Source organism: Baekduia alba (genome assembly GCF_028416635.1).
Lineage (GTDB): Bacteria > Actinomycetota > Thermoleophilia > Solirubrobacterales > Solirubrobacteraceae > Baekduia > Baekduia alba.
The window spans coordinates 780,971-805,099 of sequence record NZ_CP114013.1 but is presented as its reverse complement, the minus strand read 5'-3'; the positions used below and the strand labels follow the sequence as shown (position 1 = coordinate 805,099).

26 protein-coding genes and 3 tRNA genes are annotated in these 24,129 nt (G+C 71.1%); 21 read left to right on the top strand and 8 right to left on the bottom strand.

The features are described from left to right. Position 1: 1 nt before the first annotated feature. Positions 2 to 187 (bottom strand): hypothetical protein, encoded by a 186-nt coding sequence (locus DSM104299_RS03875; RefSeq protein WP_272475977.1) that lies wholly within the window; start codon positions 185 to 187, stop codon positions 2 to 4. Between the two features lie 229 nt (positions 188 to 416). Next, a complete protein-coding gene (locus DSM104299_RS03870) occupies positions 417 to 1,187 on the bottom strand; it encodes an IclR family transcriptional regulator (RefSeq protein ID WP_272475976.1) in 771 nt (256 codons plus the stop codon). A 169-nt stretch (positions 1,188 to 1,356) separates the two neighbouring features. On the opposite strand from DSM104299_RS03870, the gene DSM104299_RS03865 reads away from it, so the two are divergent. Next, complete coding sequence (locus tag DSM104299_RS03865) at positions 1,357 to 2,451, top strand: zinc-dependent alcohol dehydrogenase (protein ID WP_272475975.1); 1,095 nt, start codon at positions 1,357 to 1,359, stop codon at positions 2,449 to 2,451. A 16-nt stretch (positions 2,452 to 2,467) separates the two neighbouring features. After that, positions 2,468 to 3,919 carry a WD40/YVTN/BNR-like repeat-containing protein gene (locus tag DSM104299_RS03860; RefSeq protein WP_272475974.1) on the top strand — a complete coding sequence of 484 codons (1,452 nt, stop codon included), beginning with the start codon at positions 2,468 to 2,470 and terminating at the stop codon, positions 3,917 to 3,919. Between the two features lie 47 nt (positions 3,920 to 3,966). Here DSM104299_RS03860 and DSM104299_RS03855 read toward each other — a convergent pair whose 3' ends face one another. The 3 genes from DSM104299_RS03855 to DSM104299_RS03845 form a co-directional block, all read right to left on the bottom strand. Next, positions 3,967 to 4,134 (bottom strand): hypothetical protein, encoded by a 168-nt coding sequence (locus DSM104299_RS03855; protein WP_272475973.1) that lies wholly within the window; start codon positions 4,132 to 4,134, stop codon positions 3,967 to 3,969. 686 nt (positions 4,135 to 4,820) lie between these two features. Then, a tRNA-Arg gene (locus DSM104299_RS03850) sits at positions 4,821 to 4,894 on the bottom strand. 60 nt (positions 4,895 to 4,954) lie between these two features. Next, positions 4,955 to 5,044, bottom strand: a tRNA-Ser gene (locus DSM104299_RS03845). A 79-nt stretch (positions 5,045 to 5,123) separates the two neighbouring features. Here DSM104299_RS03845 and msrA point away from each other — a divergent pair. The 8 genes from msrA (at position 5,124) to DSM104299_RS03805 (ending at position 11,129) form a co-directional block, all read left to right on the top strand. Then, entirely contained in the window at positions 5,124 to 5,789 is a 666-nt protein-coding gene (msrA, locus tag DSM104299_RS03840; RefSeq protein ID WP_272475972.1) for a peptide-methionine (S)-S-oxide reductase MsrA, read from the top strand. Positions 5,790 to 5,834: 45 nt separating this feature from the next. Then, positions 5,835 to 6,377: an RNA polymerase sigma factor gene (locus tag DSM104299_RS03835; RefSeq protein ID WP_272475971.1), complete on the top strand. Its 543-nt coding sequence runs from the start codon at positions 5,835 to 5,837 to the stop codon at positions 6,375 to 6,377. Continuing rightward, complete coding sequence (locus tag DSM104299_RS03830) at positions 6,374 to 7,138, top strand: hypothetical protein (RefSeq protein ID WP_272475970.1); 765 nt, start codon at positions 6,374 to 6,376, stop codon at positions 7,136 to 7,138. Before DSM104299_RS03835 ends, DSM104299_RS03830 begins: the two co-directional genes overlap by 4 nt. Beyond that, entirely contained in the window at positions 7,120 to 8,334 is a 1,215-nt protein-coding gene (locus DSM104299_RS03825; protein ID WP_272475969.1) for a hypothetical protein, read from the top strand. Before DSM104299_RS03830 ends, DSM104299_RS03825 begins: the two co-directional genes overlap by 19 nt. 174 nt (positions 8,335 to 8,508) lie before the next feature. Beyond that, positions 8,509 to 8,595 (top strand) — tRNA-Ser (locus DSM104299_RS03820). Positions 8,596 to 8,623: 28 nt separating this feature from the next. Beyond that, a complete protein-coding gene (locus tag DSM104299_RS03815) occupies positions 8,624 to 9,130 on the top strand; it encodes a hypothetical protein (RefSeq protein WP_272475968.1) in 507 nt (168 codons plus the stop codon). 103 nt (positions 9,131 to 9,233) lie between these two features. After that, entirely contained in the window at positions 9,234 to 10,667 is a 1,434-nt protein-coding gene (locus DSM104299_RS03810) for a discoidin domain-containing protein (RefSeq protein WP_272475967.1), read from the top strand. A gap of 63 nt (positions 10,668 to 10,730) precedes the next feature. Beyond that, on the top strand, positions 10,731 to 11,129 hold the full coding sequence (locus DSM104299_RS03805; RefSeq protein ID WP_272475966.1) for an STAS domain-containing protein: 399 nt from the start codon (positions 10,731 to 10,733) through the stop codon (positions 11,127 to 11,129). On the opposite strand, the gene serS is transcribed toward DSM104299_RS03805, so the two are convergent. Beyond that, on the bottom strand, positions 11,093 to 12,358 hold the full coding sequence (gene serS / locus DSM104299_RS03800; RefSeq protein WP_272475965.1) for a serine--tRNA ligase: 1,266 nt from the start codon (positions 12,356 to 12,358) through the stop codon (positions 11,093 to 11,095). The two genes, DSM104299_RS03805 and serS, sit on opposite strands and share 37 nt — an antisense overlap. A 148-nt stretch (positions 12,359 to 12,506) precedes the next feature. After that, positions 12,507 to 12,932, bottom strand: coding sequence for a c-type cytochrome (locus DSM104299_RS03795; RefSeq protein ID WP_272475964.1), 426 nt, complete (start codon positions 12,930 to 12,932; stop codon positions 12,507 to 12,509). 127 nt (positions 12,933 to 13,059) lie between these two features. On the opposite strand from DSM104299_RS03795, the gene DSM104299_RS03790 reads away from it, so the two are divergent. The 3 genes from DSM104299_RS03790 (at position 13,060) to DSM104299_RS03780 (ending at position 15,014) form a co-directional block, all read left to right on the top strand. Next, the gene (locus tag DSM104299_RS03790; protein ID WP_272475963.1) at positions 13,060 to 13,356 is read left to right on the top strand and encodes a hypothetical protein; all 297 of its coding nucleotides are present in this window, start codon (positions 13,060 to 13,062) and stop codon (positions 13,354 to 13,356) included. Positions 13,357 to 13,402: 46 nt separating this feature from the next. Next, positions 13,403 to 14,359 carry a type IV toxin-antitoxin system AbiEi family antitoxin domain-containing protein gene (locus DSM104299_RS29495; RefSeq protein WP_432419760.1) on the top strand — a complete coding sequence of 319 codons (957 nt, stop codon included), beginning with the start codon at positions 13,403 to 13,405 and terminating at the stop codon, positions 14,357 to 14,359. A gap of 154 nt (positions 14,360 to 14,513) precedes the next feature. Further along, the gene (locus DSM104299_RS03780) at positions 14,514 to 15,014 is read left to right on the top strand and encodes a flavin reductase family protein (protein WP_272475961.1); all 501 of its coding nucleotides are present in this window, start codon (positions 14,514 to 14,516) and stop codon (positions 15,012 to 15,014) included. A 12-nt stretch (positions 15,015 to 15,026) separates the two neighbouring features. On the opposite strand, the gene DSM104299_RS03775 is transcribed toward DSM104299_RS03780, so the two are convergent. Further along, a complete protein-coding gene (locus tag DSM104299_RS03775) occupies positions 15,027 to 15,470 on the bottom strand; it encodes a hypothetical protein (protein WP_272475960.1) in 444 nt (147 codons plus the stop codon). A 73-nt stretch (positions 15,471 to 15,543) separates the two neighbouring features. Between DSM104299_RS03775 and DSM104299_RS03770 the strand changes: the two genes are divergently transcribed. The 8 genes from DSM104299_RS03770 (at position 15,544) to nuoH (ending at position 24,127) form a co-directional block, all read left to right on the top strand. Then, positions 15,544 to 15,906 (top strand): NADH-quinone oxidoreductase subunit A, encoded by a 363-nt coding sequence (locus DSM104299_RS03770; protein ID WP_272475959.1) that lies wholly within the window; start codon positions 15,544 to 15,546, stop codon positions 15,904 to 15,906. An 86-nt stretch (positions 15,907 to 15,992) separates the two neighbouring features. Then, positions 15,993 to 16,583, top strand: coding sequence for an NADH-quinone oxidoreductase subunit B (locus tag DSM104299_RS03765; protein WP_349294520.1), 591 nt, complete (start codon positions 15,993 to 15,995; stop codon positions 16,581 to 16,583). Next, on the top strand, positions 16,576 to 17,106 hold the full coding sequence (locus DSM104299_RS03760) for an NADH-quinone oxidoreductase subunit C (protein WP_272475958.1): 531 nt from the start codon (positions 16,576 to 16,578) through the stop codon (positions 17,104 to 17,106). Before DSM104299_RS03765 ends, DSM104299_RS03760 begins: the two co-directional genes overlap by 8 nt. Then, positions 17,103 to 18,359, top strand: coding sequence for an NADH dehydrogenase (quinone) subunit D (nuoD, locus tag DSM104299_RS03755; RefSeq protein ID WP_272475957.1), 1,257 nt, complete (start codon positions 17,103 to 17,105; stop codon positions 18,357 to 18,359). The genes DSM104299_RS03760 and nuoD overlap by 4 nt, the downstream gene beginning before the upstream one ends. Positions 18,360 to 18,378: 19 nt before the next feature. Beyond that, positions 18,379 to 19,191: an NADH-quinone oxidoreductase subunit NuoE family protein gene (locus DSM104299_RS03750; protein ID WP_272475956.1), complete on the top strand. Its 813-nt coding sequence runs from the start codon at positions 18,379 to 18,381 to the stop codon at positions 19,189 to 19,191. A gap of 55 nt (positions 19,192 to 19,246) precedes the next feature. Continuing rightward, on the top strand, positions 19,247 to 20,572 hold the full coding sequence (gene nuoF / locus DSM104299_RS03745) for an NADH-quinone oxidoreductase subunit NuoF (protein ID WP_272475955.1): 1,326 nt from the start codon (positions 19,247 to 19,249) through the stop codon (positions 20,570 to 20,572). Between the two features lie 60 nt (positions 20,573 to 20,632). Beyond that, a complete protein-coding gene (gene nuoG, locus DSM104299_RS03740; protein WP_272475954.1) occupies positions 20,633 to 23,083 on the top strand; it encodes an NADH-quinone oxidoreductase subunit NuoG in 2,451 nt (816 codons plus the stop codon). Between the two features lie 21 nt (positions 23,084 to 23,104). Beyond that, on the top strand, positions 23,105 to 24,127 hold the full coding sequence (nuoH, locus tag DSM104299_RS03735; RefSeq protein ID WP_272475953.1) for an NADH-quinone oxidoreductase subunit NuoH: 1,023 nt from the start codon (positions 23,105 to 23,107) through the stop codon (positions 24,125 to 24,127). Positions 24,128 to 24,129: the final 2 nt, after the last annotated feature.

Below are 24,129 nucleotides of genomic sequence, written 5' to 3'. Positions count from 1 at the left end.
TTCACCGCTTCAGCGATGCGAACAGCGCGTGCGATGCGTCGGTCTCGTCACGCCGGCCCCAGTTCGGCTCCGGAGCGAGCGCCGGCAGCCCGCCTGGGACGTTGAGCTGAGCGTCGAACGCGACGACGCGATCGGCAATCGTCCACTCCCCGTCGCGCTTCTCGAAGCGGTCGAGATACCTCGTCATCAGAACGGTCGTCGCTGGTCCGCCTCGCCCGGACCCACGTACGTCGCGATGCAGTACGTCTCGCCGACCGCCATGTCGCCGTCGAGCTCGATGTTCGACTGGCCGGGACGGATGATGCAGCAGTGTCGAGCGTCGCCATAAGGCCCGCGGCTATAGGTCGCGCCTCGTGGTGAGTCACGCATTTTGGTCGTCTATCGAAACTCTGTTACGACTAGCAGACGCCTTCGACCTACGGCGAGCCGTCCGCAAAGTCCACGACGCAGGTGCTGAGAATCGCGGCGATCTCGAGGAGACGCTCGGGGGTGAGCCGCAGACTCGGTCCGGCGACGGTGATCGCCGCATCGATCCCGGTACCGGTCGCCGCGGCATCGACGAGCACCGCGACGGCCCGCAGCCCGATCTCGCTCTCCTCGTCGTTAATGGCCCAGCCCTGCTTGCGCACCTTGTTCAGCTCCCGCGTCACGGAGTTCGCGGACACCTTCGACCGTCGCGTGACGGCTCGCAGCTCACCGCTGAGCAGCTCATCGAGCCGGCGTAGCGGCAGATTCGCCAAGAGCACCTTGCCGGCAGCGCTGACGTGCGCTGGCAGCGACGACCCGACGCGCGACGTCGCGCGAACCATCTTCGAGCCTTCGACGCAGTCGAGGTAGAAGGCGTCGCCGTTTTGGAGCACCACCAGGTGGGCGGTCTCGTCCACCTCTGCGACGACGCGCTCCAGCAGCGGGTGAAGCGCGACGCGGATGTCGGAACGCTGGACTGCCGCGAGGCCGACGCGCAGCAGCGCCGGGCCGCCGTGAAACGACTTGGTGCGCTTGTCCTGGCGGACGAACTCACGATGCTCGAGCACGGTGAGCAGCCGGTAGGCGGTCGAGCGCGAGACGCCGAGTAGCCGGCTCGCCTCGACGATCGTCAACGAGTCGGTCTCCTCGAAGGCCAGGATCACGGTCAGCGCGCGATCGACCGATTCAATCGGGTACGCGGGGACGGTCGGGTCGCTCATCAGACGCGACTCTACTTGCGCCGGAGCCCGCGACGACACGCTGGTTGACAAACGTGGCGAGGCATCATAGGTTTCGCTGATCGCAACAAGATTCTATCTACCAGACAGAACCGGTGTGCGCCTAACCTTGACCGAGAGGGAGAAGCGCGACTACCGAGGAGGGCCGTAAGTGCTTGCTGCGAGGGCATACCCCGACGAAACACTGCTCCGGATCGAGGACGTTGATCTCCCCACCCTTGGGCCGCACGACGTCCTCGTGAAGGTCGCGGCCGCGGGGCTGTCACCGCTGCTCGCGGATTTCGCGCGGCTTGCCAGCATCGGCATTCTCCCGGTGCCGACGACGCTGGGCCATGAGGCCGCCGGCACGGTCGAGCAGGTCGGCGACGACGTCGTCACGTTCGCGCCGGGCGATCGCGTCAGGATCCACGCAAACCTCGGCTGCAGGAACTGCGAGTACTGCCGCACCGACCGCGAACAGATGTGCCACGGGGCTTCCCTGTTTGGCGGCCCGGTCTTCGGGCAGGACGGACGCCCGCTGCGCGAGCACTACCGCGACGGCGCGCTCGCCGAGTTCGCGCGAACTCCCGACTGGCTGCTCGACCCACTGCCGGCCGCCGTCTCGTTCGAAGTCGGAGCGAAGGTGCACACGCTGGCGAACGCGCTGCGCGCGCTCAAGCTGTCCGCGCTTGATCCGGGCGCGACGCTGGTCGTGACTGCCGCCACCGGGAACATGGGTGCCGCCACGATCCGCCTGGCATCGCTCTTCGGCGTCACGCGCCTGATCGCTGTCGCGCGGTCACGCGAGCGGCTCGACGCACTGCAGTCGTTGGTCGACCAGCCGGTCGACGCGGTGGCGCTGGAGGAGCTGGACGAGGGCTGGGAGGAGGCGCAGGGACTAACCGAGGCGATCGGGCGACTCGCGCCGTCCGGGGTCCACTCGGTTGTCGACTACTTCTCCACGGGCGCGGGCACGTGGCAGGCGATCGCGGCGCTGCGAACCGGCGGCACCGCTGCGGTTATGGGGATCAACTACTCCGCCCCGCCGATGCCCACCGCCGCCCTGGTCGCCAACTGCTGGCGGATCGTCGGCACGCGCAGCTGCACACGCTCCGACACGCGCCAGATCATCGACCTGCTCGCGACCGGCCGACTGGTCGCGGACGACCTGATCACTCATCGCTACCCACTTCAAGACATCAACAAGGCAACGGCGGCCCTCCGCGAGCGACGAGAGCCGATGTGGATGGCAATCGCCAAGCCGTGACCCAGGGAGTAACGACATGACAAACATCTGGTTTGGCCTCGATGAGGGTCTCGCACGGGTGACGCTGAATGGCACGGCCAAGGCCGAACTGACGCTCAAGGCCGGACCGGTGGTCCGCATCTCCGCCGACCCACTCGCGCCCAACCTCGTCTACGCGGCGACCGTCGATGACGGACTGTTTCGCAGCGACGACGGCGGGGCGACATGGGAGCAGGCCGGTCCGGGGATCGGGTCCCTGGTGTGGTCGATGGCGGTCAGCTATGGCGAGCGAGTGAACGGCGCCGGCGTCATCTACATCGGCACCGAGCCGTCCGCGCTCTGGCGTTCCGAGGACCGGGGCGCGACCTTCCACGAGCTTCCGGCCCTGGCACTCCAGGACATCCCATCGCGTCCCGAATGGAGCTTCCCGCCCGCGCCCGATACCCATCACATCGAGTCGATCGCGATCGACCCGGGCGATCCGCAGAAGCTGCTCGTCGGCATCGAGCTCGGCGGCATCTTCCGCAGCGGGGACGGGGGCGAGAACTGGGAGCTGTGCCCCGACGCCGATCCCGACGCGCACACGCTCCTCACCCACCCTGGCGCTCCCGGTCGCGTCTACGAGTCGGGCGGCATGTTCTACGCCGAGACCCGCGACGGCGGCGCCACGTGGCGCCGTGACCTGGAAGGCATCCCCGAGGAGATCTGTTACTTCGACGGCGCGGCGGTCGACCCGGGGGATCCGGAGACGATCGTCATCGTCGCGGCTAAGGACCCGTACAGCGGGCACGCCGTCCCGATTCCCGGCTTCCCTGTGTGGTCGACGCTCTACCGCCGAGTCGGCGACGAACCGTGGCAGGAGCTGACCGATGGGCTCCCAGACCGTGAGGGAACGGCGATGGGCTTCCTGACGACGTCGCCGGACGAGCCGGGCGCCTTCTACTACACGACGATCACCGGAGACCTCTATCGGTCCGGCGACTCGGGAGCGACTTGGAGCAACGCCGAGCTGCAGTGGCCGGCCGACCTTCCGAGCCCGGTGATTCGCTGTGCGGGCACCGTTTTCGGATCGGGCGGGCCCATCGGCAGCCTGTTCGCACCCTCGTTCGGTGACGGCCTCGATCCCGCCCTGCGCCTGGCCCTGATGAACCTCGCGTGCGGGCCACAGGCCCAGCGCCGCTACGTTCAGCTGGGGTCGCTGCAGCGGGCGTGTTCGACCGTCGAAGCGCACGCTCCGCGCGTCGGCGAGCTCGTGTCGGCAGGCTTGCTCGACGAGCAGCAGGCCGCACAGCTCGAGGAGCTCGGCAGCGAGGTGGCGAAACTGCGCGCCGCCTCCGACGACTTCATGGCCGAGCGCGACGCGGGCCCGCGCGACTTCTTGTTCGGCCACGCGCTGGAGGACGAGGGATGGCACAACCTGCGCCACCACGCACGGACGCTGTTCACGTCTCTGCGCGAGACCGGCTCCAGGTCGCCGGCCGAGGTCTGACGCCGACCCGTTGCGGCGCGGCAACCGCCGCGCCGCACGCGGGTTTCTCAGGCCGGCTTGCGACCCCAGAGCAGATCGACGCCGCGCCAGTCGAATACGTCGATGTCATCGACGATTCCCGCGAGCTGGTCACGGATGTCGCTCAGCTCCCAGGACGGCAGGTAGAACAGCAAGCCGATGCCGTTGAAGAGCTTCTCGAAGTAGTACTCGATCACGCAACAACGGCAAGAGCTCGTCGGGGATCTCAACCGAGCCCCGACCGATACGGTCTGAGTTGTCCATGGAGTTGACGCTCCTTGGGCCATGCCCCCGGCCGGTGACACGGCGCGGGGGCGCTTTGATGGCCGGCGCGATCGCCGGCCCCGGACGCGCCACGCTAGCTCCGCGCGCGAGAAAGCGGAAGCAAGCCCGCCGCGTCGGCGTCGATGCGGTCCGATCGCCGCCGATCTGCGCGCGTGCCCGGTAACGCTGATACCGGAAACCGCGCCGGTTGAGGTTCTTCCGCGCCCTGGCTGCGCGAGCATCCGGGGGCCGGGACCTGGACGTTCGGTGAGCTTGTACCAGCGCTCTGGATCGGCTTGAGCTTCCCGCTCGCTCCTCCCCGACGCCTGACGCAGACAGCTTTGGCCGTTCACCACATCGAGATCATCCTCATCGACGACGACGGCGCCGGTCAGTCGGCCTGCGCCACACCATGATCGTGTCGCTCGACGAGGTCCTGGCGTCCGAGACGGCCAGAACCCATCGAGCAGCGTCGGTCGCCACCCCGGCGTTCGGAGCCTCTCGCGCCTGCCCCCGAACCGTGTCGTGTTGCCCTAAACGTTGCCCCACCAGCGCCAACGCGCCAAAACTGGGAGCCTCCTGGGAAGCAGAAAGCCCCGCTTTGCGGGGCTTTCCGTGACGCGCCCGAGAGGATTCGAACCTCTGACCTTCGGTTCCGTAGACCGACGCTCTATCCAGCTGAGCTACGGGCGCAACGGGCATCCAGTCTAGCCCGGCCTCGGCCGCGGTGCGGTGAGGTCGAGCAGACGGGAACGGAGAGGGAGGGATTCGAACCCTCGATGGGGCTCTAAACCCCATACTCCCTTAGCAGGGGAGCGCCTTCAGCCACTCGGCCACCTCTCCAAGGGATCGGGGAAGTGTACGGAACTGGCCCGGCTTCACCGGCGTAACGTACGAGCACCGCACGGAGACCTTCATTCAGATGCTTTTCTCGAACCGAAACAAGCTGTCCGTCCCGAGCGCGGAGGACGCGCTGCCGGGTCGCGACGCCACCATCCCGGTGCCGAACCCCCACACGGTGCTCGGCACCCCGCTCACGCCGCCGTTCCCCGCCGGCATCGAGGTCGCCTACTTCGGCCTCGGCTGCTTCTGGGGCGCCGAGCGTGCGTTCTGGTCGCTCCCGGGCGTCTACACGACGGCCGTCGGCTACCAGGGCGGCAGCACGCCGAACCCGACCTACGAGGAGGTCTGCTCGGGCCGCACCGGCCACACCGAGGCCGTCCTCGTCGCCTACGACCCCGCCGAGATCTCCTACGACGACCTCCTGAAGGCGTTCTGGGAGGCCCATGACCCGACGCAGGGCATGCGCCAGGGCAACGACGTCGGCACCCAGTACCGCTCCGCGATCTACACGGTCGGCGAGGAGCAGGCCACGGCCGCCGAGCTCTCCCAGCGCCGGTACGACGACGCGCTCGCGCGCGCGGGCAAGGGCGAGATCACGACGGAGGTCGCGCCCGCCGGACCGTTCTACTACGCCGAGGACTACCACCAGCAGTACCTCTCGCCGTCCAAGAACCCGGGCGGGTACTGCTCGATGACCGGGACGGGCGTCTCGTGCCCGATCGGAGTGGGCGTCGACGCGTCCTAGCCGCAGGCTGCGTCACAACTCCGCGGGCCACGCGAAGATCATCGCGTGGCCCGTCGTTCGTCCATCTCCGATCAGCACCTCGCCGCCGCGTATCGCCGTGATGCGCGGCGCCTGCTGATCTGGCTGACGCGCCGGACCTACGACGGCCAGCTCGCCGTCGACCTCGTCGGGGAGACCTACGCCCGCGCGTGGGAGTCCCGCGCACGGTTCTCGGGCGACCCGGACGACGAGGAGGCGCTCGCCGCCTGGACCTACGGGATCGCGCGCCACGTCCTCGCCGACGCGCTGCGCCGCGGCCGCACCGAGCGCGCCGCGCTGCAACGCCTGCATGTCGATCCGCCGCAGCTGGCGGCGGACGAGATCGCGCGGCTCGAGGAGCTGGCCGAGTTGGGGTCCTTGCGCGCGACGCTCGCCGGCGCGCTGGAGGACCTGTCCCCCGAGCAGCGCGACGCGGTGCGCCTGCGCATCGTCGACGAGCTCGACTACGCGGCGATCGCGCGGCGGCTCGGGATCTCCGAGGACGCGGTGCGCGCACGCGTGTCCCGCGGGCTGCGGACGCTCGCGCTCGCGATGGAGGGGACGGCATGAGCGGCCGTGACCCGGACGCGATCCTGGCCGAGCTCGGCGCGGCGCTGGAAGGCGCCTGGGCGGGCTCGGCGGAGACGCGCCGCTCGCGCCGGCGCTTCGCCGTGCCGCGCTTGCGTGGCGGCCGCCGCGGGCTCGTCGTCGCGGCGGCCGCGGCGCTGGCGCTGGTCCCGACCGCGATCGCGACCCGCGACGCGGTCTGGGCCCCCGACCCGCCGCCGCTGCTGCCGGAGCGGCTGCGCGCACCCGACGGCGTCGCGCCCGCCGGCGCCGGCGCCGCCGTGTACGTCGGGGCCGGGACGCAGCGCGGCGTGGCCTGGAAGCTGAGCGCGACGACGTGCCGCTACGGGACGATCGAGGCCGTCGGCCTGTTCCTGAGCGTGCCCGGCGGCGGCGCGGGCGCGCGCTGCGACGCCGGTGGGACGAACCCCCGCGCGCTCGCCGCGCGGCGCGTCCAGACCTACTACGACCCGGCGTCGAACCAGACCTGGGCGTTCGGCGCGCTGCCTGCCGGCGCGGCGATCGTCACGGTCATCTCGCGCGCGTACGGCGGCGGCGCCGCCTCGTCGGTGCAGCTCGCCGCGCAGCCGGTCGACGGCGACGCCATCGCCCAAGGCCACCTGCCGCGCGGGCTGCGCGTGTTCGCCGTCGCCCTCGACGGCGGCCGCGACGTGGCGAGCGTCCGCATCGACGACGCCGCCGGCCAAGCCCTTCTCACCTGCGCGCCCACGACCCCGGAGGCACCATGTCGACCCGCCGCGTGACGTTCCCCGCCGTCGCCGCTCTCGCCCTCGCCTGCATCGCGCTCGGCGTCCTCGCCGCTTTGGCCGACGGCCGCGACACCGACCGCACGCGCGCCGCGGCCGCCGCGCGGGCACGCGCGCACACGCGCGTGGTGCTGCTGCAGCGCGCGCCCAGCGCGCGACGGATCCTGTCCCCTGCGGTCGCCGCGCCGACCCTGGTCGACGCCGGGCGGCCGTGCGTGATCAAGGACGACAAGTCGCCGGCGGTCGAGCCGGTGCCCGACGACCTGACGAAGGCCTTCGGCGTGCTGCGCCAGGCCCAGGCGGCGGACGACGCGCTGCCCGCCGAGGCGCTCGCCGCCCTGCGCGCCCGCGGCCTCGAGCCCTTCGATCCCGCCGCGGCGCGCCTGCTGCGCACGACCGCCGACGGCGGCCGCGCGTGGGTGGTCCCGGTCCGCGACGTCAAGGACGGCCTGCTCGCGCTGACGCGCTGCGTGATCCGCGCCCCGGGGTCGGCATCCAAGCCGAAGCGCCGGACGCTCGTGCCAGCCACGCCGGCGGCGCCGCCGACCAGGCCGAAGCACGCTCCGCCGACGGCCGTGCCGCCCGCGACGGCCCCGCAAGCGACCCCGCCGGCCGTCACGACACCCACCCCCGCGCCGACGGCGCCGGCGCCGGCGCCCGCCGCCAAGCCCCACCCCGGACTCGCCGTCGTCGCCCTCGGCGGCGCGCCCGCCGGTGCCGGCGGCCGGCTCGAGGATCTCGTCCGCGGCCGCGAGCCCGTCGCGATCGATCCGTGCGGCGGGCCCAACCACGACATGTTGAGCGTCTCCGGGATCGTGCCCGACGGCGTACCCGCAGCGTTCCTGACTAGTCCGGACGGCACCGCGATCCGCGCCGACGTCGTCGACAACGCCTATGCCTTCGTCGTCCCGCGCGCCAAGCGCCCCGAGGAGCGCTACGTCGTCTGGACCGGCGGCGACGGCACACCGCACGTCCAGCCGCTCGGCACGGCCGCGTTCGTCGGCCGCATCCGCTGCTCGCCGCCCGCCACGTACAAACCCTCCCCCGTCGTCTCTCCCGACGGCTCCGGCCTCTGCGGCCGCTTCCTACGGATCCCGACACCGAACGTCCTCTACCGCGCCCCCTGCGTGATCGCCGCACCCACCGTCCGCATCGCGCCCGCACCGGTCCGCCCGCGCCCGCGTCACCGCTGAGCCGTCGGCCGCGACCGGGAGCGTCCACTCCAACGCGCAGGGCTACGTGGTGAAGTCGATCGTCGCGCAGTCGTACGATTGGCTCTACGTGATGCGGCCCGATGGGTCTGACACCTCCTGCGCGAGTGCCATGCGGGCAGGAGGTCGGTGACTCCGCAGGAGCTGGATCGCCTTGGAGCGGTGGCAGAGTCCGGCTGATTGCAGCTGCCTTGAAAGCAGCCGACCCGCAAGGGTCCGGGGGTTCGAATCCCTCCCGCTCCGTAGCACCCAGGCCCGTAGCGTCCCGGCCATGGACGTCACCTTCCATCGCGAGGCCGGGCGGGCGTACTACGCGCTCGCCAGGCGGCCGGATGGCGTGGTCGTCCATCTGCGGGGTGGCTCGTACAACCGGTTCGAGCCGCCGTTGCCGCACGACATCGCGCATCTGGTGGTCGAGCGGCAGCTGGATCTCGAGCGAGGGGTCTGGGGCACGCTGGAGGCCGGTGGGCTGTTCCCGCTCGCGTCGGTCCATGCCGGACGGCAGAAGCCGCGGGCCAGCGCGCGAGGCAAGGACATCACCAAGGCCAACAGCCTCGACCTCAACGTCGCGGAGGTCGCGGTCGCGGCCGTCTGCATGATCGTCCACGGCGAGCTGCCGCACGACGACCGGGCGATCACGCGGCTGACCGGGCACCGGCGACCGTCGACGCTCACCCCGCAGGCGATCCCGCCGCTCGCCGACCGCCTCCGCGAAGCGGCCTGGCAGTGGCGCGGCGTCCCCGTCGGCGGGACCCTCACGCTCGCGTGGCGCGCCTGACCGAGGGAACAGGCTTGTCTCCTTCGCACTAGCCACGCGGGCCGCCGCACGGTTAGGCTGCGCCGCCGCCAGGAGGGCGTGTCAGAGGAGCAGGAGGGAACTCATGTCGTCATCCCGCAGCAGCGTCACGGCGCTGGTCATCGCCGTCGCGGCCGCCTTCGGCGCGGCCGAGCCCGCCCATGCCGCCGGCCTGCTCGGCGGCGGCGTCTCCGGCTACGTGTCGGACGCCGACACCGGCCTCGGCCTCTCCGGCGCGACCCTCGCGTGGGGCGCGCTGCCGCCCGTCGCGGCCGAGGGCAGCGGCCGCTACCTCCTGACCGGCCTCCAGCCGGGCGAGACCGGGACGCTCACCGTCGCCGGCCCGACCGGCTACGAGAAGACCCAGATCGACGGCATCACGCTGCCGACCACCGGCCTCGGGACCCAGAACGTCCTGCTCCACCGCGACTGGGCGGCCTCGGCGGGCGGCGCGCAGAGCTCGTCCAACGACGACGGCGCGGCGGCGGCCGGCTGCGCCAGCTCCGCCGCGACCGACAACGACCGCGCCACGGGCTGGTCGGCCACGGTCGCGACGCACCCCGACCCGCAGGCCGACCCCGCCCAGATCACGATCGCCCTGCCCCAGACGATCGACGTCCGCCAGTTCGTGATCGACCCGTCGGCATCCTGCGCACACGACGCCGGCGCCGCGCTGGGCGCCTACCGCCTCCAGACCTCGCCCGACGGCATCACCTACAACACGGCCGCCGAGGGCACGCTCGACGCGTCGGCGCGCAACCGCAACACCGCAATCGCGCCGGGCGCCAACACGGCGCAGATCCGGTTCGTGCGCCTCCAGGCGCTCGCGCCCCAGGACGCCGCGCAGCCCACGATCGACCTCCGCGAGCTCCAGGTCTTCGGCGCCGGCCCCAACACGCCGCCGGCCGGCACCGTCGCCGTCGACGCCCCGCGCAGCTTCATCAAGGGCGTCGTCCGCCTCCGCGCCGCCTTCACCGACGCCGACTCGACGATCACCCGCTACCTGTGGGACTTCGACGGCGACGGCCGCTGGGACCAGGCCACCAGCGGCCCGAGCGTCGCCCACGTCTGGACGGCGGCCGGGACCTACCACGTCGCCGTCGGCGCGCGCGACTTCCGCGGCGGCCTCGGCACGGCGGCGCTCGACCTGCGGATCATCGACCCCAAGGCGCTCGTCGAGCCGGTCATCCAGCGCAAGCCGCTGATCACCTTCGACCCCGTCGACGGCATCGACCTGCCGGTGCGCATCGCGTGCTCGTCGAAGTGCACGTTCACCGCGAGCCTCGTCCTCAGCAAGGCGACGGCCAAGTCCATCAAGTCGAAGAAGCGCACCGTCTTGGCCCTCAGGAAGACGACTGAGGGTCCGGGCCTGGGCAGCTGGACGATCACGCTGCCGAGCAAGACCATCAAGTTGCTGCGCAAGGCCCACAGGAAGTCCGTCAAGGCCCGGCTGACGGCGTCCGCGGTCGACCAGCAGAAGCGCCGCAGCACGGTGCATCGCTGGGTCACGTTCCGCTGAGCCGAGCGGCGCGTACCGCCGTGGTTGACGCGTGTGCCGAGAACGACGAGGCTAGCTCGCGCCGTGTCCTTCGCCGAGCCCAGGTTCCGCACGCGCGCGCGTGACGTGGACGCCCGCACGACCGTGATCGCCGTCGACGGCGAGATCCACGTCTCGACCGTACCCGAGTTCAGCGGCGTCCTCGCCGCCGCCGTCGACGCCGGCCGCATCGCGATCGTCTTGGACCTCAGCGGCGTCATGTTCATCGACTCGACCGGCCTCAGCGTCCTGCTCAACGCGCTGCGCCGCGTGACGCGCGCGGGCGGCGCGATGGCGCTGGTGTGCCAGAACCCGACCGTCCTGCGGCTGTTCGAGATCACGAGGCTGGACGCGACGTTCCCCATCCACGCCGGCGTCGAGCCGGCGCTCGCCGCGGTCCGGGCGACTCAGCCGGCGGGCGGCAGCGACGCCGGCGCCCCGTAGGCGCGCAGCGCCTCGGGCAGGGCGACCGAGCCGTCCTCCTGCTGACCGTTCTCGAGGACCGCGATCAGCGTCCGGCCGACCGCGACCGCGGTGCCGTTGAGCGTGTGCACGACCTCCGGCTTGGCCTTGCCGCCGGCGCCGTCGGGCCGGTACCGGATCTCCAGGCGGCGGGCCTGGTAGTCGGTGGTGTTGGACGTCGACGTCAGCTCGCGGTAGCGCTTCTGCGACGGCAGCCACGCCTCGATGTCGTACTTCTTCGCCGCGCTCGCGCCGAGGTCGTCGACCGCGATGTTCACCACGCGGTAGGGCAGGTTCAGCGCCTGCATGATCGACTCCTCGATCGCCAGCAGGCGCTCGTGCTCGTCGCGCGCCGCGCTCGGCTCGACGAACGAGAACATCTCGACCTTGTCGAACTGGTGCACGCGGAAGATCCCGCGCGTGTCCTTGCCGGCGGCGCCGGCCTCGCGGCGGAAGCACGGCGAGAACCCGGCGTAGCGCATGGGCAGCGCCTCGAGGATCTCGCCCGCGTGCAGCGACGCGAGCGCGACCTCGGAGGTCCCGACGAGGTACAGGTCGTCGGCGGGCAGGTGGTAGATCTGCTGCTCGGTGTCGGGCAGGAAGCCGGTGCCGTACAGGGCCTCCTCGCGCACGAGGACCGGCGGGATGACCGGTTCGAACCCCTGCTCGGACAGCAGGTCGAGCACCCAGGAGACGAGCGAGAGCTCCAGCCGCGCGACGTCGCCGCGCAGGTAGGCGAAGCGCGAGCCCGACAGGCGCGCGCCGCGCTCCGTGTCGATGCGGTCGGGCCCGGCGAGCTCGAGGTGGTCGCGGACCGGCCACTCCGGGACCCACGGCTCGCCGACCTCGCGCAGGACGGTGTCCTGCGGCGCCGCGGTCTCATCGGGCAGGTTCGGCAGCTGCGCGAGCGCCGGCGTCAGGTCGGCGTCGACGGTGGCGAGCTCGTCGTTGAGGCCCTTGGCCTCGGACGCGACCGCGCGCATCTTCGCGATCGCCTCGTCGGCGCCCTCGCCGGCCTTCTTGGCGGCGGCGATCGCCTGGTTGGCCGCGTTCTGCTCGGCGCGCAGGCCTTCGAGGCGCGGCAGGATCTCACGGCGCCGCGCGTCGAGCTCGATCACGCGGTCGAGCCTCCCGACGTCGGACTCCCCACGGCGCGCCAGCGCGGCGCGCACGGCGTCGGGGTCCCGTCGGATCAGCCTGAGGTCGAGCACGGCGCCGGAGCCTACCGGCGAGCGCGCGGCGACTCAGTTGCGGGCGTTCTTGGACTTGCCGTGCCTGGGCGCGGCCGCGGAGAGTCGCGGCTAGTTCCAGGCGTTCTTGGACTTGCCGTGCCTGGGGCGCGGCCGCGGAGAGTCGCGGCTAGTTCCGGGCGTTCTTGGACTTGCCGTGCCCGGCGTACTTCGCGAGGAAGTCGGCGACCTGCTCGGCTTCCTTCCCGACGACGATGTCCTGCGGCATGATCGCGCCGGAGAACCCGCCGTTGCGAATCGCGTAGAGGATCGAGTCGCGATCCTCCTTGCGGACGTTGAAGTTCGGGCCGTCGACGCGCTCGCGGTCCTTGACCTTCAGCGCGCCGCCCTCGGCACCGACGATGCCCAGGTTGTGGCAGCCGGAGCAGCGCTCGACGAACAGCTTGGCGCCGGCGGCGTACTGCTGGTCGATGCCCTCGAAGTGCGGCGCGGAGGCCGTGGGCTGCTTGATGTCGTTGCTCTCCTGGCCGCAGCCGACGGCCGCGACGGCGGCTGCCATGACGGCGGCGAGGGCGATCAGGGGACGGCGAGGCATGCGGCCGGGCATCATACGGGACCCTTTCATGCGCAGGCTTGCCGCCCTCCTCCTCCTGGGCGCGCTGACAGTCGCGGGGTGCGGCGACGGACCGTCGTACACCTCCGCGAAGGACAGCGTGCTCCACGTGACCCTCGACGAGTACCGGATTCGACCGGAGAACTTCGAGGTCCCAGCCGGCCGGATCCACCTCGAAGCGGTCAACAAGGGCCGGCTCACGCACAACCTCGCGATCGAGTCCCTCGACCCCGAGGACGGCGAGGAGCCGATCACCTACGGCCGGACCGACACGCTCCATCCCGGCGAGCACGGCTCCGAGCAGGCCGCGATCACGCTCAAGCCCGGCAAGTACCGGCTGACGTGCACGATCGGCAACCACGACGACCTCGGCCAGTACGGCGAGCTCAAGGTGGTGCAGAAGTAGCCCCGAGGGGGGGCGAGTCTCCGACGGATCGCGCCTATTCCGCCATATGGGCGGACTTGACGCGATCGAACGCGAGATCCAGGCGCTCGCCGCGCGGCAGCACGGGGTGGTGACCCGGCGGCAGCTGCTGCGCGCCGGGCTCGGCAGCGACGCGATCGACCACCGGCGCGCGACCGGTCGGCTGATCACCCTGCAGCGCGGGGTCTACGCCGTCGGGCACGCCGAGCTTCGGCGCGAAGGATGGATGCTGGCGTTCGTGCTCGCGGCCGGCGAGCGAGCTGTCGCGAGCCATCGCAGCGCGGCGGCGCTGTGGGGCATCCGCCCCTGGACCGGCGCGTTCGTCGAGCTGACCATGCCCGGGCGCGGCGGAACCGCCAAGCGACGCGGGCGGATCGTCCACCACTCGACCGACCTCCCACGCGAGGAACGCTCGGTCGAGCGCGGCGTGCCGACGACGACCATCCCCCGGACGCTCATCGACCTGGCTGCGGTAGTCCCAGCCCATCACCTCCGCCGGGCCGTCGAGCGCGCCGAGCAGGCCGAGGTGTTCGACCTCGTCGCCGTGCGTGCCGTGCTCGACGCCCATCCGGGCCGCCCGGGACGGCGGGCGCTCGTCGCGCTGCTCGCCGACATGCACGGCAACGGGGTGTCGACGACACGCAGCGATCTCGAGGCGTCGATGTTGCAGCTCTGCCTCGACCGCGACCTCCCTCGACCGCAGGTCAACCGCTACGACGGCGTCCGCGAGTCGGACTTCCGATGGCCAGACCACCTCCTGATCGTCGAGGTGGACAGCTGGACCTTCCACGGCCGGACGCGCCGCGCCTTCGACGCCGATCGCGCTCGCGATCGGCAACTCCTCCGCGAGGGCTGGCGCGTCGCGCGCTTCACCGACCGCCAGATCGTCGATGACCCGGCCTCGGTCGCCGTCGAGTTGCACGATCTCCTCAGTGGATCGCGTCAAGTCCGCGATACGCGCGGCTTTGACGCGATCGAGCGCTGAAGGGCGACTGGCGAAGGGATCGTGACGTTCGTCGCGAACTGAGGGTCGACGCGGGCGCCGACCTCGAATCGATCGCTTCATAGACGTTCACGCGATCGCTCTCGATACGGCGGCAACCTGGTCGGCGCCCGCGTCTGAACTACGCTCATCGACGATGGAGACGACGCCAGCAGTCGACCCGGCGCGCTACCGCGAGGTGATCGGGAGCTTCGCCACCGGCGTCGCCATCGTCACCGCGCACGGCGACGACGGCCCCGCCGGACTGACCACGAACGCGGTCACGAGCCTCAGCCTCGACCCGCTGCTGCTGCTCGTCGCGTTCGACAACGGCTCCCGGACGCTCCCGGTCGTCGCCCAGGCGCGGCGCTTCGCGGTCAACGTCCTGCGCGCCGGCCAGGAGGACATGGCCAAGCTGTTCGCCTCCAAGCGCCTGGCCCAGGAGAAGTTCGAGGCCGTGACGCACACGGTCGCCCACGGCGTCCCGGTCCTGGACGACGCGCTGGCGTGGATCGCCTGCGACCTCGACACGCTGACGCCGGCCGGCGACCACACGATCGGCATCGGCCGCGTGACGCACCTCAGCGCCGATGACAGCCCCGGCGCGCTGAACGATCCGCTGCTGTTCTTCCGCGGCGGCTTCGGCCGCCTCGCCTGACCGTCAGGACGCTTACACCGTTCCCAGCGCGCGCAGCGCCAGGAACGCGATCACGAGCGCCGAGGCGGACATCACGCCCATCTCGCGGCGGACGATCTGGAGCACGATCGAGCGCTGCTCGTCCTCCGGCAGCCGCCCGACCGCCTGCGCGTCCTCGAGGTCGCGCCCGTCGAGCACGAGCTGGGCGGACGCCAGCCGCAGCTGCTCGGCCACGAACGACACCACTACGGGCAGCAAGGCGTACAACCAGTAGAGCGAGTCGGCCGGATCCAGGCCCATTGCAGCCAGAACGCCGGCGCCGATCGCCTGGGCGATCGCCAGCGCCTGGCCGACACGGATGAGCACCCATGCGAAGCGATGAGGCTCGACCCGCCACCAGAGAACGGCGGACACCACCCCGGCGATCCCGTTCGAGATCGCCACCAGGAGGGCAAGGACGTGCGCGGCTTCGGTCATGGCGGTGGTGTGCAAGTGCGGAGCGCCACTTTGTGGCAGCAAGTTACAAGTTGGTGATACAACGAGAGGCCGAGTGCTCCGGACGTACCTTCCAGCCATCGTCTTCCTCGGCCTCGGCGGTCTCGTCGGTGCGCTGTTCGTCAGCGCCGGCAGCCTGCTCGGGCCCAAGCCGAAGACCCCCACGACCTACCAGGCGGACCCCTACGAGAGCGGCATGCCCTCCGAGGTCCACCAGGGCTTCCGCTTCGGGATCAGCTTCTACCTGATCGCGATGTTGTTCATCTTGTTCGACATCGAGGTCGTCTTCCTCTACCCGATCGCCGTGCAGCTGCGGGCCTTCGGGACCTTCGCCCTGATCGAGACCGCCGTCTTCATCGTGTTGCTGGTCGTGGCGTTCATCTACGTGTGGCGACGCGGCGCCCTCGAGTGGCGCTAGAACGGTAGGAACTCATGGAGATCATCAAGCGGGAGAAGGCGGGCAACGCGGAGGACTTCCGCATCCGCCAGCTGCAGGCGCGCGACATGCTCCGCGGCGACCTCAGCGACGCCGACATGGAGCAGTACGTCCAGGAGCGCGTCATCACGACGACGCTCGACCGTGCCGCCAACTGGGCCCGCGGCAACTCGCTGTTCCCCGCGACCTTCGGCCTGGCCTGTTGCGCGATCGAGATGATGTCGGTCGTCGGCGCGCGCCTGGACATCGCCCGCTTCGGCTTCGAGGCCTTCCGCGCGTCCCCGCGCCAGGCCGACCTCCTGATCCTCTCGGGCCGCGTCTCGATCAAGATGGCGCCGATCGTCCGGCGCATCTACGACCAGATGCTCGACCCGAAGTACGCCATCGCCATGGGCGCGTGCAGCAGCTCGATGGGCGTCTTCAACAACTACGCCATCGTCCCGGCCGACAAGTTCCTCCCGGTCGACGTCCACGTCCCGGGCTGCCCGCCGCGCCCCGAGGCGCTGATGCACGGGATCCTCAAGCTGCGCTCGATGGTCCACAGCGACCCGAGCATGGGCTGGCGCGAGCGCTACGGCGCCGAGCGCACGGTCGAGGTCCTGCCCGACGAGGGCGAGGAGCTCCTGCGGAGCAGCACCGAGGAGCCGGCCGGTGCCTGACGCGCCCGGCACCGAGCTGCTGGCCCAGGACCTGCGCGAAGCCCACGGCGACGACGCCGTACTGGGCACCGAGTTCTTCCGCGGCACCGGCGCGATCAACGTCGCGCCCGGCACCATCGGCGCGGTGCTGGAGACCTTGCGCGCCAAGGGCTTCAAGCACCTCATGAGCGTGCACGGCCTCGACTACTTCCCCGAGGAGCCGCGCCTCGGCGTGCAGTACGAGCTGCTCGACCGCGACGCGCTCGACCGCCTCACGATCAAGCTGCGCGTGCCGGTCGACGCCCCGCTGGTGCCGTCGGTCACGGTGAAGTGGCCGACCGCCAACCACCAGGAGCGCGAGGTGTACGACATGTTCGGCGTGCTCTTCGAGGGCCACCCGGACCTGCGCCGCATCCTGATGCCCGAGGACTACGAGGGCCACCCGCAGCGCCGCGACTTCCCGCTCGGCGGCGAGCCCGTCCTCTTCACCGCCGCGGAGACGGCGGGCAAGGACTACACGATCGGAATCGACGGTCAGGCATGAGCATCGACGTCAGCACCGACTACCGCTCCGAGGAGGAGCGCGTCGACGTCTTCCAGCGCTCCCAGACGCTGGCCGCGCCCGCGCCCGACCAGGAGCTGCTGACCCTCAACATGGGTCCGCACCACCCCGCGACGCACGGCGTGCTGCGCCTGCTCGTGACGCTCGAGGCCGAGGTCGTCCGCGACCTCAAGCCGATCATCGGCTACGTCCACACCGGCATCGAGAAGACCGCCGAGGACAAGTCCTACTGGAAGGCCATCCCCGTCATCGAGCGGATGGACTACCTGGCCTACTACTTCAACGCGATGGCCTTCTGCGGCGCGACCGAGACGCTGCTCGAGGTCGAGGTCCCCAAGCGCGCGCAGTACCTGCGGGTCATCCACATGGAGCTGAACCGCATCATGAGCCACCTGGTGTGGCTCGGCACGTCGATGCTGGACCTCGGCGCCGTGACGGTCTGGTGGTACTGCTTCCGCGAGCGCGAGACGATCCTCGACCTCTTCGAGTACAGCTCCGGCCAGCGCATGCACACGCGCTACTTCCAGGTCGGCGGCGTGATGGAGGACATCCCCGCCGGCTGGGCCGAGAAGCTCGCGAAGTTCTGCCAGGAGATGCCGGCCAAGGTCGACCAGTACCTCGACCTCCTGGACCGCAACGAGATCGCCCTGCGCCGCCTGCGCGGCACCTGCCCGCTGGACGTCGAGACGCTCGAGGGACTCGGCGTCACCGGCCCGCTGCTGCGCGCCGCCGGCAACCCGTGGGACCTGCGCAAGGCCATGCCCTATTCCTCCTACGAGGACTTCGACTTCAAGATCCCGATCGGCAAGAACGGCGACAACTACGATCGCTACGCCGTCCGGATGCAGGAGATGAAGGAGTCGGTGAAGATCATCGAGCAGGCCCTCGCCGGGCTGCCCGAGGGTCCGCACATCACCGAGGACCGCAAGGTCGCGCTGCCGCCGCGCCACGAGCTGGCGACGTCGATGGAGGCGTTGATCCACCACTTCAAGCTGGTGACCGAGGGCTTCCGCGTCCCGCCGGGCGAGGTCTACTACCCGATCGAGGGCCCGCGCGGCGAGTACGGCGTGTTCATCCGCTCCGACGGCTCGAGCAAGCCCGCGCGCGTGCACATGCGCGACCCCTCCTTCGTGAACCTCCAGGCCACCCTCCCGATGGTCAAGGACGCCTACATCGCCGACCTCATCGCCACGCTGGCGATGATGGACCCGGTGCTCGGCGGCGTGGATCGGTAGAGGCAGGAGCAAGACCTTCATGTCGCTTCCCGACGTCAAGCGCTTCGCCCACGGCTCCCGCGTCCCCGGCTGGGACGACTCCGTCGACCTGAGCAAGGACCCGCAGGAGATCCCGGACCCGGCGACCACGCCGGTGCCCGCCGCCCTGCGCGAGGAGATCGAGCACCACATCGCCAAGTACCCGGACCGCCGCAGCGCGGCGATCCCGGCGCTGGCCGCCGCGCAGGAGCTGCACGGCTGGTGCTCGCCCGAGGCGTTCCGCCAGGTCGCGTGCGTGATGCGGCTGACGCCGGCCTACCTGATCGCCGTCGCGTCGTTCTACGACATGTTGGACACGCAGCCCGTGGGCCACAAGCGCGTCTACGTGTGCACCAACATCTCCTGCTCGCTGCGCGGCGGCCGCAAGCTGCTGGCCGAGATGCAGGAGGCCGTCGGCGACGACCCCGACGTCCAGGTACGCGGCTTCGAGTGCCTCGGCGCCTGCGACATCGCCCCGATGGTCTCGGTCAACGGCGTGTTCGTCGGCCCGGTCGAGGACGGCGAGGTCGCCGAGCTGGCGCGCCAGGTGCGCGACGGCGCCGACCCGCTCCCGGCCAAGCAGCTCATCAAGCGCCCGTCGGCCGACCCCCACGCCAACACCCGCGAGTGGGACCGGGTGGGCACCGACTTCGCGCAGGTGGAGTCCGAGATCGACCGCCCCGCGCCGGGCGGCGTCCCGCTGCCCGCCGAGCCCTCGTCCTTCGGCCCGCCCATGGGCGTGCCGGACCCGCCCGACGAGCCGGTCGCACCCCTCGAGCAGGCGCCGTCCCAGCCGGAAGAGGACACCGAGTGAGCACCCCGCAGCAGCCCCTCATCTTCGACTCGAAGATGCGAAGCGAGCGAGCCTGATGGCCCAGCAGCCCCTCATCTTCGACAACATCGACGAGCCCGGCCTGCACACCCTCGAGGTGTACAAGCGCCGCGGCGGCTACGGCGATCGTCTGCGCAAGGCCCTGACCATGCCGCCCGAGGCGCTGGTCGAGGAGCTCAAGGCGTCCGGCCTGCGCGGCCGCGGCGGCGCCGGCTTCTCGATGGGCATGAAGGCGTCCTTCATGCCCAAGGGCACGATGGACAAGTACCTGGTCTGCAACGCGGACGAGTCCGAGCCCGGGACCTTCAAGGACCGCGAGCTCATGCAGAAGATCCCGCACCTGCTGATCGAGGGCATGATCATCGCCGCCTACGCGGCGGGCGCCAACCGCGCGTTCATCTTCATCCGCGGCGAGTACGTCCAGCAGGCCGACATCCTGGACGCCGCGCTGGTCGAGGCCTTCGACGCGGGCTTCCTCGGCGACAACATCCTCGGCACCGGCCACTCGCTCAGCCTCGCCGTCCACCGCGGCGCGGGCGCCTACATCTGCGGCGAGGAGACCGGCCTGCTCGACTCGCTCGAGGGCAAGCGCGGCAACCCGCGCCTCAAGCCGCCGTTCCCGGCCAACCAGGGCCTCTACCAGGGCCCGACGCTCATCAACAACGTCGAGACGCTGGCGACCGTGCCGCTGATCGTCGAGATGGGCGGCGCCGAGTACGCGACGATCGGCGCCGAGGGCTCCACCGGCACGAAGCTCATCTCGATCTCGGGCAACGTCCAGCGCCCCGGCAACTACGAGATCGAGCTGGGCATGTCCAGCCGCGACATCATCTACGGCCTGGCCGGCGGCCCCGACGACGGGCGCGAGATCAAGCTGTGGTTCCCGGGCGGCTCGTCGTCGCCGGTCCTGACGGCCGACGACCTCGACCTCCCCTACGACTTCAACACGCTGGCCAAGGCCGGGTCCATGCTGGGCTCGGGCGCGATCATCGTGGTCGACGACTCCAACTCGGTCGTCGACGTCTGCCTGTGGCTCGCCGAGTTCTACCGGCACGAGTCCTGCGGCAAGTGCACGCCGTGCCGCGAGGGCACCAACTGGACCGTGAAGATGCTCGAGCGCATCCAGTCCGGCCTCGCCACGCCGATGGACCTCGACATCATGGCCTCGGTCCAGGAGCAGATCATCGGCAACTGCCTGTGCGTCCTCGGCGACGCGATGGCGATGCCCGTCGGCTCCATGGTCGCCAAGTTCCGCGACGAGTTCGAGGCCCACATCGAGGCCGCGCGCGCCGCCAACGACCTGATCGCCGACGATGACGAGGGCGCGCCCGACCTGGCGCTCCTCCAGGGAGCCGTCGCATGACGGGCCAGCGCTGCCGCCCTTCCGTGAACGCCACGACCGTCAAGCGAGTCGCGTAGCCCCATGCCTCGTCCCGAGACCAAGTTGGTCACCTTCTCGATCGATGGCCGGGAGGTCACCGCTCCCGAGAACATCATGTTGGTCGACGGCGCCAAGCACGGCGACGTCGAGATCCCGGTCTTCTGCTACGAGCCCAAGCTCGGCCAGCCCGTCGGCGCGTGCCGCATGTGCCTGGTGGAGATCGAGGGCATCCCGAAGCTCCAGACCGCGTGCTCCACGCCGGTCAAGGACGGGATGGTCGTCCACACCCAGACCGACCGCGTCAAGACCGCCCAGCAGGCCGTCGTCGAGTTCCTGCTGATCAACCACCCGCTCGACTGCCCGGTCTGCGACAAGGGCGGCGAGTGCCCGCTGCAGGACATCTCCTTCGGCTGGGGCGGCGGCCGCTCGCGCTTCATCGAGCCCAAGCGCCACTTCGAGAAGCCGCTCGAGCTCTCGCCGCTGATCGCGATCGACCGCGAGCGCTGCATCCTCTGCTACCGCTGCGTGCGCTTCTCCCAAGAGGTCTCCGAGGACTACCAGCTGGTCTTCCAGGAGCGCGGCGCGCACACGTTCGTCGGCACGTTCGACGGCCACCCCTACGTCGCGCCGTTCAGCGGCAACATCACCGAGCTCTGCCCCGTCGGCGCGCTGACGAGCCAGCCCTACCGCTTCCGCGCGCGCCCGTGGGACATCGAGGGCGCCGGCGGCGTCTGCACGCTGTGCCCGGGCCAGTGCAACCTCACCTTCACGGTCCGCGACGAGCGCGTCCTGCGCGTCCTGGCCCGCGACAACGACGAGGTCGACGACGGCTGGCTCTGCGACCGCGGGCGCTTCGCCTACCAGGCCATCCACGTCGACGAGCGCATCACCGAGCCGATGGTCCGCGACGGCGGCGAGCTGCGCCCCGTCTCGTGGGAGCGCGCGCTGGACGAGGCGGCGGCGGGCCTGCGCCGCGCCGGCGGCCGCGTCGGCGTCCTGGCCGGCGGCGGCACGACCAACGAGGAGGGCTTCCTCCTCCAGCACGTCGCGCGCGCCGGCCTGGGCACCAACGACCTCGACTCGCGCATCTTCGACACCGTCGGCCGCGAGGACCTGCTCGCGCTGCACGACCCGGCGCTGCAGGCGACGGTCCCGGACCTCGAGTTCGCCCACACGGTCCTGACGCTCGGCGTCGAGCCGGTCGACGACATGCCGATCGTGGACCTCCGCATCCGCAAGGGCGTGCGCCGCAACCGCGTCAAGCTCGCGGTCGCCACGTCGCGCCCGTCGTCGCTGGACCCCAACGCCCAGCAGGTCGTCCGCTTCGCCCCCGGCGACGAGGCGCGCGCCGCCGCGCTGATCGCCGCCGGACTCGATCCCGCCCACCCCGGCGAGGTGCCTGAGCAGCTCGCGGACCTCGTCGCGCTGCTGCGCGACGGCGGCGAGGACGTCGTGGTCGTCTACGGCGAGCGCGTCCTGACCGATCCGGCCGGCGCCGCCGCGCTCGTCGCCATCGCCGACACGCTGGGCCTGCGCGGCCGCGACGGGGCGGGCCTCCTCGGCGTCCCGTCCTCGGCGAACGCGCGCGGCCTGCGCGAGGTCGGCGTCCTGCCCTTCGCCGGCCCGGGCCTCGCGCCCGTCGCGGCCGGCCGCGACGCCGCCGGCATCGCCGCCGCGGCCGCCGACGGCGAGCTCGCCGCGCTCTGGCTCGTCAACGCCGACCCGCTGGAGACCCACCCGCACCGGGCGCGGTGGGACGAGGGCCTGGAGCGCGCGTCGACGATCGTCGCGCACGCCGGCTACCTCACCGCGGGCGTGCGCGAGCACGCCACCGTCGTCTTCCCCGCCGAGTCGCACGCCGAGCACGAGGGCACCGTCGTGCACCCCGACGGCCGCGTGCAGCGCCTGCGCCAGGCGATCGCCCGCCAGGGCGAGACACGCGCGGGCTGGTGGGTCATCAGCGAGATCGCCAAGCGCGTCGGCCTGGACGACGTCCGCGTCCTCACCGGCCCGATGGCCAGCCAGCAGCTCTTCGCGGCGGTGCCGTTCTACAACGGCCTCACGCTCGACCTCATCGGCGGCAAGGGCCTGCGCTGGCCGGCCGTCGCCGACGCGGCGGCCGCGTGGCCCGCGAGCGCGCCCACCACGCCCACCGCCGCGCCGGCTCCGCCGGCGGCAGGCCCGGAGGCCAACGGCCGCGTGCGCATCGGCACCTACCGGTCGATCTGGGCCGGCCCCGAGGTCGCCAACTCGCCCGCCCTCCAGTTCCTCAAGGCGCGCACGCGCGTCGAGCTGTCGCCGACCGACGCCAAGCGCCTCGGCGTGTTCGACGGCGAGAAGGTCGTCGTCGGCGACGACGCCGCCGACGTGGTCGAGGCGACCGTCAGCGTCCGCGCGGCGATCCCCGTCGGCAGCGCCTTCCTCGAGGGCAACGGCGTCGACGGCCCGCTCGTCGAGATCCGCAAGGGCGCCGCGGTGCCCACCCTTTCGTAGCCCCTTGAGCTGAGCCCAATCGTGATCCTCGCAGACGTCCTTTACTACGAGCCGTGGTGGATGCAGATCGCCAAGGCGATCGTCATCTTCGCCGTCGGCCTCCAGATCGTGCCGGTCGCGCTGATGGCCGACCGCAAGGTCATGGGCCGCATGCAGAACCGCTACGGCCCGAACCGCGTGGGCCCGTTCGGCGCGCTGACCCCGATCGCCGACATCGGCAAGCTGCTGTTCAAGCAGCAGTTCCGCCCGCGGACGTCGATCGGCTGGATGTTCGCGCTCGCGCCGCTGATCTCGATCGTCACCGCGGTCGCCGCGCTGGCGATCGTCCCGTTCGGCGACGTCCAGGACATCTTCGGGACCAAGACGGGGCTCTACGGCGTCGACTCCTCGATCGGGCCGCTCTACCTCTTCGCCTTCGGCTCGATCGCGTTCTACGGGATCATGCTCGGCGGCTGGTCGTCAGGCTCGAAGTACTCGTTCCTGGGCGCGATGCGCGCCGCCGCGCAGCTGATCTCCTACGAGGTCGCCCAGGGCCTGGCGCTCGTGGGCGTGGTCATGACCGCCCAGTCGCTGTCGCTCGTCGACATCGTCAAGGGCCAGGCCGGGATGTGGTACATCGTCCCGCAGTTCGTCGCCTTCCTGATCTTCCTGCTGGCCTCGTTCGCCGAGACCAACCGCCCGCCCTTCGACCTCGTCGAGGCCGACGGCGAGCTGGTCGGCGGCTACAACACCGAGTACGGCGGCGGCCGCTTCGCCACGTACTACTTCGCCGAGTACCTCAACATGGTCGTGGCGTCGTTCATCATGGTCACGGTGTTCCTCGGCGGCTGGTGGCTGCCGTTCGGCATCCACCCGCCTGGATGGGTCGACCCGATCGTCGTGATCGGCAAGGCCATGGTGTTCATCTTCTTCTTCGTCTGGGCGCGCGCGACGTTCCCCCGTCTGCGCTACGACCAGCTGATGTCCCTCGGGTGGAAGGTGCTCTTGCCCCTCGCCACCCTCAACGCCCTCGTGACCGCGATCATCCTGGTGGTGACCGACTAAGC